This window comes from Saccharopolyspora terrae, from assembly GCF_004348435.1.
GTDB classification, from domain to species: Bacteria; Actinomycetota; Actinomycetes; order Mycobacteriales; family Pseudonocardiaceae; genus Saccharopolyspora; species Saccharopolyspora endophytica.
On the sequence record NZ_SMKS01000003.1, the window covers coordinates 172,776 to 184,910 of the forward strand.

Annotated in this window: 8 protein-coding genes; 1 reads left to right on the forward strand and 7 read right to left on the reverse strand. The window is 70.9% G+C overall.

The features are described 5' to 3' along the window. Positions 1 to 273 precede the first annotated feature (273 nt). The 6 genes from hpf to E1181_RS03755 all read right to left on the reverse strand — a co-directional run bounded on the left by hpf (position 274) and on the right by E1181_RS03755 (position 7,300). Complete coding sequence (gene hpf, locus E1181_RS03730; protein WP_132672449.1) at positions 274 to 957, reverse strand: ribosome hibernation-promoting factor, HPF/YfiA family; 684 nt, start codon at positions 955 to 957, stop codon at positions 274 to 276. 416 nt (positions 958 to 1,373) lie between these two features. Further along, positions 1,374 to 2,057, reverse strand: coding sequence for a ComF family protein (locus E1181_RS03735; RefSeq protein WP_132672450.1), 684 nt, complete (start codon positions 2,055 to 2,057; stop codon positions 1,374 to 1,376). 51 nt (positions 2,058 to 2,108) lie between these two features. Further along, entirely contained in the window at positions 2,109 to 3,830 is a 1,722-nt protein-coding gene (locus E1181_RS03740) for an LpqB family beta-propeller domain-containing protein (protein WP_132672451.1), read from the reverse strand. After that, positions 3,830 to 5,536 carry an MtrAB system histidine kinase MtrB gene (gene mtrB / locus E1181_RS03745; RefSeq protein WP_456238795.1) on the reverse strand — a complete coding sequence of 569 codons (1,707 nt, stop codon included), beginning with the start codon at positions 5,534 to 5,536 and terminating at the stop codon, positions 3,830 to 3,832. Before mtrB ends, E1181_RS03740 begins: the two co-directional genes overlap by 1 nt. 302 nt (positions 5,537 to 5,838) lie before the next feature. Beyond that, on the reverse strand, positions 5,839 to 6,516 hold the full coding sequence (gene mtrA, locus E1181_RS03750; RefSeq protein ID WP_132672453.1) for an MtrAB system response regulator MtrA: 678 nt from the start codon (positions 6,514 to 6,516) through the stop codon (positions 5,839 to 5,841). A gap of 139 nt (positions 6,517 to 6,655) precedes the next feature. Beyond that, positions 6,656 to 7,300 (reverse strand): dTMP kinase, encoded by a 645-nt coding sequence (locus tag E1181_RS03755; protein ID WP_132672454.1) that lies wholly within the window; start codon positions 7,298 to 7,300, stop codon positions 6,656 to 6,658. A 325-nt stretch (positions 7,301 to 7,625) separates the two neighbouring features. Here E1181_RS03755 and E1181_RS03760 point away from each other — a divergent pair, with 325 nt between their 5' ends. Beyond that, positions 7,626 to 10,337 carry a lipase family protein gene (locus tag E1181_RS03760; RefSeq protein WP_132672455.1) on the forward strand — a complete coding sequence of 904 codons (2,712 nt, stop codon included), beginning with the start codon at positions 7,626 to 7,628 and terminating at the stop codon, positions 10,335 to 10,337. A gap of 204 nt (positions 10,338 to 10,541) precedes the next feature. Here the strand turns inward: E1181_RS03760 and E1181_RS03765 are convergent, their stop codons facing one another. Next, on the reverse strand, positions 10,542 to 12,053 hold the full coding sequence (locus tag E1181_RS03765) for an amino acid permease (protein ID WP_132672456.1): 1,512 nt from the start codon (positions 12,051 to 12,053) through the stop codon (positions 10,542 to 10,544). Between the last annotated feature and the right edge of the window lie 82 nt (positions 12,054 to 12,135).

The window sequence follows — 12,135 nt, forward strand, 5'->3', positions numbered from 1 at the left end:
CCGATGCAGCGTTGGCGGACCGCAACACACGGCTGTCCCCCGCGAACCACCGTACGCGGGGGACAGCCGTGCGGGTCGGGCGTGGCGCAGACTCGCCCTTCGCCGTCGGGAGAGCGGCTGCAGCCGCTCTCCGCTTCCCACCTTCGCAGCTCGCACCGCCGCGGGTTCTGGGATGTCGTCTGGTGGGGACGACCACTCCGCGTGGGTCGGGAGTGGCGCCCGCGGTCCAGACGGCGTCCCAGGTTCCGCCGGGCAAGCCGCCCAGATGGGTTCTTAGGCCTCGGCGAGTCGGATCACGCCGTAGTCGAATCCCTTCCTGCGGTAGACGACGCTGGGACGTCCGCTGTCGGCGTCGGAGAAGAGGTAGAAGTCGTGCCCGACCAGTTCCATCTGGTAGAGGGCTTCATCAACGGTCATCGGTTTGGCCGAGTGCTCCTTGTCGCGCACGACCTGGCCGGGGGCGTAGCCGTCCTCTTCGGTCATGCGCTGTCCCGGCACCTCGGCGGTGTGCGCGGGAGCTTCCTGGGGCGCTTCGAGCAGCGCGGTTCGGCCTTCGGCTCCACCGGAGCCGGATCCGATCGGGCCGGTCACCACAGGCCGGTCCGCCATCGCTGCGGTCGCCTCTGCCACGGAAGTCGGGTTGTGCTGTCCGTAGTGCACCTTTCTACGGTCGTGCATGCGCCGGAGCCTGCTCTCCAGCTTGGTCGTCGCGGCGTCGAGCGCGGCGTAGAAGTCGCCTGCACAGGCTTGGGCTCGAATGGGAGCGCCCTTGCCCTTCAGAGTGATCTCGACTCGCTGGCAGTTCTTGGCCTGGCGGGGATTCTTCTCGTGGAACAGTTCCACTTCCGCCCGAATGGCCTTCCGGTTGTACCGCTCAAGCCGGGTCATCTTGGTGTTGACGTGCTCCCGGTAGTGATCGGGAACCTGAACGTTACGACCCTTGACGACGATATCCATTCACGACCTCCGTTCCTTGCAAGCTCCGTAGGCGAGGTGTGCACGGGGGCGCCTGGAAAGGAGATCAGCTCGCTTCAGGCGCCAGGGACATGGGTTTTCGCTCCTTCCCTCCGCCTCGGTTGGCTGGATTGGTTCGCCACGTTAGCTCGGTTTATCGATTTGTGACACCCCCTCAGACGGGCGAAGTCAAGCATCCACCGAGAGTGATGTTTGCTGCCGAAAGCAGCAGATCACGCTGCGTGCCAGGCGTGGCCGGAGTGAGCCTCCGAACGGGTGGTTCACCCGTTCGGGTAGAAAGCGCAGTAGCTCTGCGCATGGTGGCGATCTGCCTTTTCAGCCAGCTCACACCCGGGGAACGAACGCGGCCGCCGATCAGTTCCTGGGCCGATCAGGTAAGCGGAAATCACTCGACGAGATCAGCCGGCCGTCGAGGTCAGGGCGAGCACCACCGCGACCGGGCGCCTGGCCCCGTCGAGCGCTGCCGCAGCGCAGGTCACCGTCGCCCCCGTCGTCACGACGTCGTCGAGCAACGCGACCTGCGCCCCGCCCGGCGGCAGCCGGCCGGGCCGCACCAGCACCCGGCCGGAGAGGTTGTCGAGGCGCTGCTGCGGGGTGAGCCCCGCCGAATCCGCGGCACCCGGGCCGGTCAGCAGGCAGTCGGCGACGCGCGTCGGCATCCCCGCGGCGCTGAGCTCGACCGCCGCGCGGTGCGCGATCCGGGCCATGTGCGCGCCGCCCCGCCGCCGCGAGGCCATCGCGCGCGAGGGCGCGGGCACCAGCCACCACTCCGGTTCCAGCGACCGGTCGAGGGTGATCGAGCGCAGCGCGGTGGCCAGCTGCGCGCCCAGCGGAGCGGCGAGCGCGCGCTGACCGTCCTCCTTGTAGGCCAGCACCGCGCGCCGGGCGACGCCCCGGTATCGGCCGAGGGCGAACACCGGTGGCGAGTTCCCGAACAGCGGCCGGTGCACCCGGCGCAGCCCGCCGAGCCTGCCCGCGCAGCGCGGGCACCACGCGGTGCCCGCGACGTCGCAGCCGACGCAGTGCAGCGGCAGCAGCAGGTCGGCCAGGCCGGAGATCGCTTCGCGAAGGCGGGACAGCACCGGCCGATCATGGCCCGATCGCCGATCCGACTCACCGACGCGCGTCGGTGATCAGCCCGGGTAGAACGGGATGGAGGCGCCTCCGATCGGCGCGTCGGTGAGGGACCAGACGTCGTCGGTGTCCCGGGACTGCCAGATGCCGTTGCGATCGGCGACCACCACCTGGCCTCCCGGACCGACCGTGACCGCGGTCAGCGGCTGCCCCAGGTTCGCCGCCGTGTAGGGCTCCCAGCGGAAGCCGTCCACCGACAGGTCGTAGACCGGGTAGTTGTTGCTGTTGGTGATCGCGACGAGGGACTCGTCCTGCCGCCACTCCACCGACGTGACCTGCATGTCCTGCGGAGCGCGCAGCACCACCGGGCGTTGCAGCACCGCGTGGCCGTCCTGCTCGGCGACCCCGGCGACCACCACGCTGCCGTCGATGACCGCCGCGATCCGGGTGCCGTCGCGGGACAACCGCAGGTCGGTGATGGGACGGCCGGGTGGCAGCGCGCGGGTGTCGACGGTCTGGGGGCTCCACTCGCCGCCGGTGTCGACCACGCGCACCACGTCGCGGCCGTCGACGACCGTCCACGCCTCTTCGTCGCCGCGCCACGTCGGCTTGCTCATGTAGTTGCCGACCGTGGGCAGCTCGGACAGCTGCTCGCCGAAGTTGCCGACGCGCAGCACCACACCGCCGGGGCGGCGGGTGACCGCGGCGAACTTGTCGCCGTGCGGGGATCGCCCCGCGCGCACCACGTCGTACTCGCCGGAACCGGCCGGTCCGGGGATCGGGCGCGCGTTCCGGTCGAGCACCAGGACGCGTTCGTCGACCACCGCCAGGCCCGGCAGGTCCGGGCGCTGCACGTTGTCGGCCTCGTACTGCTCCATGTCGGTGGGCCGCAGGTCCTTGCCATCGGGCAGCAGCGGAACGCCCTCTTCCTTGATGCGCACGCGCGCGCTGCTCACGCCTTCGAGCGTGTAGACCACCTGCGCGGCGATCAGCTCGCGCATCTCGGGCGAGACGTCGCCGAGCTCGCTGAGGTTGACGTCCATCGCGCCGTCCGCGGCCTCGGTGGTGTTGGTCTTGGGGTGCACCCCGGGCGGGATGGCGGTGCGCATCGCCTGCCGCATGCCCTCCGACGGCCCGGAGGTGAGCAGGTCGATGACCCGGCGCGGCAGTGTCGTGGCCGGTTGCGCCACCACGTAGCGCAGGTCGGAGGCGACGCCGGTGAGGTCGTGGTCGAGGAAGTAGATCGGCACCGGCCGGAAGGTGGAGCTGAAGGACGTCTTGCTCGCGACCAGTTCCGGCGGCGGCGTGGTGATCCGCCACTGGCCGTTGCTCTGCCGCTCGACGCGCACGTCCACGGCGAACTCGCCGGACTCGGGCACGAACGAGGAGTCGGCGAGCAGCCTGCCGATCCGGTCGGCCCGCAGCGTCACCAGTTGAACCCCGTCGGGCAGCGGCTGCGGAGTGGCGACGGGGATGGTGTCGACGTTCTCCACGATCAGCATGCCCGGCGGTGGCGTCCAGTCGCGCTCGATCGACTCCGCCAGGTGCTTGCGGGCCGACTCGTGGTTGCTGGCGGGCGAGGCCGCCTTGTCGACGAAGCTGCGCACCAGGGCCAGCGCGTCGATGTCGGGCGGTGGCGGGTTGATCGGGATGGTCGTGTTGCTGCCGTCGACCTCCTTGACCGCCTTGGGCTCGGAGTCCTCCGGGATCGACGCGCATGCCGACACCGACAGCAGCAGGACCAGCAGTGCCGCGAGTCCGCGTGACCGGTGCGCGTCCATCACTTCTCCTCCCAGGACTCTTCGGTCAGACGAGCGGGCCCGGTGTCGCGCACGTCCTGCTCACCGTCCGCTTCGGACGGCCGTTCCACGCCGGTGGCCAGCAGCGCTTCGGGGGCGGCGATGCGCCGGGTGCTCGGCAGCGACAGCGGGCTGGTCTCGGGTTCCTTGCCCGGTTTGCGCGGCAGCGTCAGGCGGAAGCAGGAGCCTTCGCCGGGTTCGCCCCAGGCGTCGAGTTCGCCGCCGTGCAGGCGGGCGTCCTCCTGGCTGATCGACAGGCCGAGCCCGGTGCCGCCGCTGCGCCGGTTGCGGGAGGGGTCGGCGCGCCAGAAGCGGGTGAACACCAGCTCGGCCTCGCCGCTGCGCAGCCCCACGCCGTAGTCCCGGACGGTGACGGCGACGGCCTGCTCGTTGCCCCCGAAGCGCAGCTCGACCGGGCCGCCTTCGGCGTGGTCGATGGCGTTGGCGACGAGGTTGCGCATGATGCGCTCGACGCGGCGGGCGTCGGCGACGATGGTGAGGTCGGTTCCGTCGGCGGGTGCGAACACGCGGAGTTCGACGCCGCTGGTGTCGGCGATGGCGCGCACGGATTCGGCGGCGCGTTCGGCGATCTCGTGCAGGTCGAGCCGCTCGGCGGCCAGATCGGCGACGCCCGCGTCGAGGCGGGAGATCTCCAGCAGGTCGGCGAGCAGCAGCTCGAACCGGTCGAGCTCGTCGACCAGGAGCTCGGTGGAGCGCGACAGGCCGGGCGGGAACTCCTCGCGGGAGGCGTGCAGCACGTCGGCGGCCATCCGGACCGTGGTCAGCGGGGTGCGCAGCTCGTGCGAGACGTCGGAGGTGAAGCGGCGCTGCAGCTGGCCGAACTCCTCCAGCTGCGTGATCTGCTGCTTGAGGCTGTCGGCCATCTCGTTGAACGACTCGGCGAGCCGGGCCATGTCGTCCTCGCCGATCACCCGCATCCGCTTGTCCAGGTCGCCTTCGGCGAGCTGCTCGGCGGTCTGCGCGGCCTGCCTCACCGGGCGCACGACCTGGCGGGTCACCAGGTTGGTGATCGCGCCCAGCAGCGCCAGCAGCACCACGGCGCTGACCAGCAGGGTCCGCTGGAGGCCGGCGAGGGTCTGCTGCTCGGCGGTCAGCGGGAACAGCAGGTAGATCTGCAACGGGCGGGTCGCGCTGGACACCGGTGTGCCGACGACGACCATCGTGACCGCACCGTCCCCTCGCGACACGGTGTGGATCTTGGTGGCGAGCTGGCCGCGTTCGACGAACACGCGCAGGTCCTCGGGCACGTCCTCGATGGGACCGGCGGCGGGCTGCGCGTTGCGCGGGCCGGGTGCTCGACCGTCGACCAGTACGGCGGTGAACGCGCCGGCGACATCGCTGGTGGACTGGCCGGAGGAGGAGGTCGTCAGCCGGTTCAGGGCTGCCTGCAGCTGCTCGGAGACGCTGTCGGAGTTGGGGTCGACGGCGGTGAGCTCGCGCTCCAGGATCGGCAGGCTCACCTCGGCCTGCGAGATCGCGCCCTGCTCCTTGGACTCCAGCAGCTGCGAGGTGATCTGCCACTGCAGCACCATGCCCAGCACGATCACCACGGCCAGCGACAGCGCGAGGGTGCTGACGACGACGCGCAGCTGCATCGACCGCCGCCACAGCGCCTCGAAGCGGTGCCAGCGAGCGCGCGTCTCCTCGCGGACACGACTGCTCAACAACCGCACCCAGCGGCTCTGGCGCGTCCACACGCTCACGGCGACCTCAGGCTGTTCGGAACTCGTTCTGCGTAGCGGTGCAGGTATCGGAACCTGACCCGCCGTCCGGCTCCGGGCGCCACTCCTCGTGCATGCGTCGCGGCGTCCTCGCCCGACGACGTGTCGGAACCCGCGGCGGTGCAGGTCGCGAAGGCGTTCTCAACGCCTCGCGGCTCCGCCGCTCGCGAGCGAACGCCCCTCGTCAGACTCTCGCAGACGGCTTCGGGACGTTCTGCACCGGCGTCCGGTGCCGGGTGGTCAGCCGATCACGGAGGGCCCGCTTTGTAGCCGACGCCTCGGACCGTGAGAACCACTTCCGGGCGTTCGGGGTCGCGCTCGACCTTGGAGCGGAGGCGCTGCACGTGCACGTTGACCAGGCGGGTGTCGGCCGCGTGCCGGTAGCCCCACACCTGCTCCAGCAGCACCTCGCGGGTGAAGACCTGGCGCGGCTTGCGGGCCAGGGCGACCAGCAGGTCGAACTCCAGCGGGGTCAGCGCGATCGGCTGGCCGTCGCGGGTGACCTCGTGCCCGGGTACGTCGATGATCACGTCGCCGATGGTGAGCACCTCGGCGGGCTCGGCGTCGGTGCGGCGCAGCCGGGCGCGCAGCCTGGCGACGAGCTCCTTCGGCTTGAAGGGCTTCACTATGTAGTCGTCGGCGCCGGACTCCAGGCCCAGGACGACATCGACCGTGTCGCTCTTGGCGGTCAGCATGACGATGGGCACCACGGACTCGGTCCGGATCGCCTTGCATACGTCGATGCCGTTCATGCCGGGCAGCATCAGGTCCAGCAGGACCAGGTCGGGTTTGAGCTCGCGCAAGGCGGGCATCGCCTTGGTGCCGTCGCTGACGACGGCGGTCTCGAACCCCTCTCCCCGGAGCACGATGGTCAGCATTTCGGCCAGGGCCGGATCATCGTCCACCACGAGCACGCGTGCCTTCATGCACCACATCGTTGCACTTGTCACTTGGAGGCCGTGCATCCACCCGCCGGGTGTCGTCGCAGGTAGCGAACTCGAGGCCGGTTCAGCGCAATCGGTACCACCGAATGGAGCAGGCGCCGTGTGGTGTCGGTTTCAACCTTCAGGCGAGGACGTGCTTGTCGACGAGCACCGAGAAATCGACCTCGGTGGCGCCGTCGACGACGACCCACGGGGTCCACCAGTCCGCGTCGGCGAGCTCGGCGTAGACCTCGGCGCAGCGCTGCTGGAGCGGGGTGTCGGATTCGAAGCGGTCGCGGCGGCGATCGGATTCGGTGCGCTCGCGGTGCTCGGCGCGACCGGTGGCGACCTCGGCGGGCACCCGGAGCAGGATCTGCAGGTCCGGCTCGGGCAGCCCGAAGCGGGTGATCTCCAGGTCGCGGATCCAGGACACGACCTCGCCGTCGGCGTGCTGGTGCAGCCGCGCGGCGGCGTAAGCGGCGTTGGAGGCGACGTAGCGGTCGAGCAGCACGACGTCGTGGGCGTCGAGGTCGGCGCGCAGCGCGTCGGCCGCTCCCCTGCGGTCGAGCGCGTAGAGGACCGCCATCCCGTGCACGGAGGAGCCGAGGTCGCCGTGCTCACCCCGCAGCGCCTCGGCGACGAGTTCGGCGTGCACGTCCTCGGTGTAGCGCGGGAACGCCGCGCTGGCCACGCTGCACCCGCGCGCGGTGAGCTCCGCGGTGATCCCCCGGGCCAGGGTGCGCTTGCCCGCGCCGTCCAGCCCCTCGATGACGATGAGTCGTCCCACGTCGGAAACGGTAGCCCAACGGTGTCGGCGAGGTACCGGGCGCCATCGGCCCTCGAAGCCGTTCAAGCATGCGGCGGAGCCGCATCCTCTTCCACCACCCAAGGCACTGGCACCGCCGCGGGTTCGCCAGCGCCTTCGTGGCGAGTACGCCGGGACGCCGCGTATTTCCTCAACAGCTCTCAGCGGGGCGGTGGCAAAACGTTCGAAATCATGACATCCCCTGCCGGGACGATCACAATCATGATCGGAGAGGTCGCCATGTGTGCATCCACGATGGAGAATCACCTCGGCGTTCGATGATCACGACCTGCTCGGGAGGACCCCTGTGCAAGTACCCGGGCCCGACACCCGCGTCGTTGAGCTGCGCGTGCACGGAATTCTCGGCACCACCGGCGACGAGCTGACGGATTCGGTGGCGTCGGTGGACGTGGCCGGCGACGGGGTGGGTCGCATCATGCGGCCGGCCGACCGGCTGCGCCGACCCGTTCCGGGCCCGATGCTCAACGCCGGTGACCGCTCGGTGCCCCGGATCGTCGAGGGCTACGTGTGGGGCGCCATGACCTCGGGTGGTCTGGCGAAGGCGACCTGGGCTCTGCTGTTCCCGTTCGCGCTGGCCAACATGGCGCACTGGATGCTGCCGCCGACTCGCACCGCGAACCCGCTCAGCCGGATGCTGGGCTCGGTGTTGCGCGGGCTGCTGCGGTTGTCCGCGCTGCTGCTGACGATGCTGCTGGTCGCGCAGCTGACCGTGATCACCCTGGACCTGGTGGCGGCGCAGTGCCTGGCACCCGGCGCGCAGTGCATGAGCTTCATCCCGGACGCGCTGCGCGGTGTCGACGTGCTGCGTTCGACCGCGCTGCTGGTGCCGGTGGCGCTGGCGGTGCTGCTCATGCACCGGCTGTCCACTGTGTCCTGGCGGGTGTCCGCGCCCAAGAAGGACAGCCCGCAGCACTCCGCGCTGGCGCCGATGCTGCCGGGCGAGAACGTCGTGTCCGATCCGGACACCCCGGCCCTGCGTGCCCTGCACGTGACGGCCGCTCTGTCCACTGTGGCCCTGGTGGCGCTGGGCGGGCCGCTGGCGCCGAGCTTCGATCCGCGCTGGCTGGTCGCTGCCGTGCTGCTGGTCCTGTCGCTCGTCGGCACCGCCGGGCTGGACGATCCGGCCGGGATGCGGGAGACCAGCAAGGTCTTCCGGACGCTGCTCGGGCGGCGGGCGCGGCAGGTGCTGATGTCGGTCGGCGGTGTGCTGGTCGCTTCCGTGGCACTGCTCCCGGGTGAGCTGCGGGGCCCGCTGCCCGGTTCGGGTTCGACGATCGACGCGATCACCGCGCTGCTGGTGCTGACCTGCGTGGCGGTCGCCGTGCTGCTGGTCCCGGCGTCGCTGCTGGCGCGGCCCGAGTGGAAGTCCTCGCCGAAGCAGCTGCGGCCGTGGGCGGGCGGCTGGATGACCGCGCCGGTGCTGATGCTCGCGACGATGCTCGGCAACGGGTTCGGCGCTGGCCTGGCGCTCAGCGTCCGGGAGACGCTGAGCGTGCCGCGGGCGCCGGGAGCCGCTGAACTGCTGCTGCCCGCCGCGTTCGACGACGTGACGTTCTTCTGGGGCAGCGCCGTGGTGCTGCTGGCCGCCTCGCTGCTGCTGGCGCTGCCGTGGCTGCTGGTCCGCCGGTTCCGGCGCAGCGAGGACGGCGACCCCATCCCGGACGAGGTGGCGCTGCTGCACGCGGGTCGCAAGGAGGACCAGCGCAAGGCCGCGAGCGCCTGGAAGTTCGCCGATCTGCAGCGCCGGTACTCGCACCAGCTGTTCCTGGTGATCGCCGGGGTCCTGACGGTCAGCACCGCGGCGAGCCTGGCTGCCCGGTTCGCCGGGATGCCCAGCGTCGGCTGGTTGAGCGCGATCGGCGTGGTGACGCTGGCGGGTCTGGCGGTCGGGTTGCTGCGCACGGTGTTCCTGGCGGCGACGAAGCGGGACACCGCGCGGGTGCTGGGCGTGCTGGGCGACCTGGCGCTGTTCTGGCCGCGCGAGGCGCACCCGGTGGTGCCGCCGTGCTACGCGCTGAAGGTGATCCCCGAGCTGGCCGACCGGGCCGCCGAGCACCTGTCCGATCCGAACACGCGCGTGGTGCTGGTCGGGCACAGCCAGGGCAGCCTGCTCGCCGCGGTCGCGGCCGCGCGGCTGCTGGAGAAGCTGCCGGAGCAGGACCGCGAGCGGGTCGGCCTGGTGACGGCCGGTTCGCAGTTGCAGTGGGCCTATCCGCGCGCCTTCCCGGGCGTGGTGCCGCATTCGGCGCTGCGGGACCTGGCGGGGTCGATGGGCGAACGGTGGCGGTCGCTGTGCCGCGGCACCGATCCGCTGGGCGGGGCGGTGACCACCTGGAACAGGCAGGTCTACAACGGGATGCTGATCGGCGTCGGCCTTCGCGGCGACGGCACCGAGGGTCCCTTGCCGGCGGCGACGCGCGGACCGACCGGTGCGCTGGTGCTCGGTGGCGATCACTGGTTGCCGGACCCGCAGCGGGGGCCGTTCTCGTGCCGCCGCTGGGTTCCCGGTGTGCTGGGGCATTCCGACTACAGCGGCGATCCGGAGTGGGATCGCGCCGTGGCGATGGCGGCGGGCTTGGAGCGTCCGGTGCGCGGTGCGGCGCTGCCGCTGTCGACGCCGGAGGCTCCGCAGATCCCGTCCGCGCCCGCTCCGCACGCGTTCGGCGCGTCGCTGTCGCCGCAGGGCGACGACGGCGGGTCGATCACCGATTCGGTCGAGGACCTGCCCCGTCGCACGCCGGGTGAGACGGCGGAGACCACCAGGACCAAGCGTTCCAGGCCGGTCATCCCGTTCCGCAAGGGCGGGTCGGAGACCGAGGTCCCGGAGCAGCAGACGCACGAGGAATCGGCCCCGGAGCCCGTCGAGGACGCCCCGGAGCTGCCCGCGCAGCAGGGCTCCGAGGCCCGCTCGGAGCCCTCGACCCTCCCGGAGATCACCGAGCCACGAGGCCGCATCGCCCCCTGGGAGCGCGGCGCCTCCCTCCGCTCCGACAGCTGACACCACCACCGCAGGGGGCCGCGCCGCGAAGGCGTGGCCCCCTTTTTCACCGATGGGCCGCGGCTTCGACGCCCCCGGACCGTCCCTGGTCGACGCCCGTCTTGCCCGGTCAGCTCCGGACCAGCACCGCCCACTGCCGCGGGCCCCTGAACGCGACAGCGGCGCCCTCCCGGAGGAGGACGCCGCTGTCGGGTGTTGCTCGGGCTAGCTGGTGACGGAGCCGCCGTTGGCGACGTCGCCCTCCTTGCCCAGGCGCGAGTGCGACCGGCCGTAGAGGAAGTAGATCACCACACCGGCGATCATCCACACCAGGAACCGGACCCAGGTCAGCGCGGTCAGGTTCAGCATCAGCCACAGGCAGGCCAGGATCGCCAGGATCGGCACGAGCGGCACCAGCGGGGCGCGGAAGCCGCGCGGCAGGTCCGGACGGGTCCGCCGAAGCACGATCACACCCAGCGAGACCAGGATGAACGCGAACAGCGTGCCGACGTTGACCATCTCCTCCAGCTTGTCCGCCGGGAAGAAGGCCGCCGCCAGGACGACCACGACGCCGACCAGGACCGTCGCGCGCACCGGGGTTCCGGCGGTGGAGGTCTTGGCCAGGCCCTTGGGCATCAGGCCGTCGCGGGACATCGCGAACAGCACGCGGGTCTGGCCCAGCAGCAGCACCATGACCACAGTGGTCAGACCGGCCAGCGCGCCGAAGGAGATGATCGCCGCCGCCCAGGTCACGCCGTGCTGCGCGAACGCGGTGGCCAGGGTGGCCCGGGTGCCGTCCTCGGTGGTCGCCAGGTCGGTGTAGGGCACCATGCCGGTGACGACCAGCGCGACCGCGACGTAGAGGACGGTGACGATCGCGAGGCTGCCCAGAATGCCGCGCGGGGCGTTCTTCTGGGGGTTCTTGGTCTCCTCCGCAGTGGTCGCGACGATGTCGAAACCGATGAACGCGAAGAACACCAGCGAGGCACCGGCCAGCAGGCCGAACATGCCGTAGGTGCTGGTCTGACCGCCGAGCATCAGCGACAGCAGGGACTGCTCGATCGCCGGGCTGTCCTCAGTGGCCTGTTCGGCCGGCGGGATGAACGGCGTGTAGTTGTCGGCGTTGATGTAGGCGAGGCCGACCACGATCACCAGCAGCACGACGGCCACCTTGATGATGGTGATGACCAGCGACACCCGCGCGGACAGCTTCGTGCCGACCGCCAGCAGCGTGGACAGCACCACGACCAGCAGCAGCGCGCCCCAGTCGAACTGGAGCGGCCCGAGCGGCAGCGAGGTGGGCACTTCGAGCCCGATCAGCTTCAGGACCTCTTCGAGGTACACCGACCAGCCCTTGGAGACGGCCGCGGCGGCGACCGCGAACTCCAGGATCAGGTCCCAGCCGATGATCCAGGCGATGAACTCGCCGAAGGTCGCGTAGGAGTAGGTGTAGGCACTACCCGCGACCGGCACCGTCGAGGCGAACTCGGCGTAGCACAGCGCGGCGAGCCCGCAGGCGATCGCGGAGAGCACGAAGGCCAGCGACACCGAAGGTCCGGAGACGTCACCCGCCGTGCGTGCCGCGAGCGTGAAGATGCCGGCACCGATCACGACCGATACGCCGAAGACGATCAGGTCCCAGGTGCCCAGATTTTTGCGTAGTTTTGTGTCCGGCTCGTCGGTGTCGAGAATGGATTGCTCTACCGACTTGGTTCGCCACAGCCCAGTGCCTGGCACTGTCGCCTCCTCATCAAGTCCCAAGTGTCGCGGGGTGGAACGCACCCTAACCCGCTTGTGTCGCTCCAGGTAACGGCCGACT

Bases quoted from the DNA above. Each gene is read 5' to 3' on its own strand.
- hpf (WP_132672449.1), bottom strand. From the start codon at position 957: ATGGATATCGTCGTCAAGGGTCGTAACGTTCAGGTTCCCGATCACTAC.
- E1181_RS03740 (WP_132672451.1), bottom strand. From the start codon at position 3,830: ATGGACGCGCACCGGTCACGCGGACTCGCGGCACTGCTGGTCCTGCTG.
- mtrA (WP_132672453.1), bottom strand. From the start codon at position 6,516: ATGAAGGCACGCGTGCTCGTGGTGGACGATGATCCGGCCCTGGCCGAA.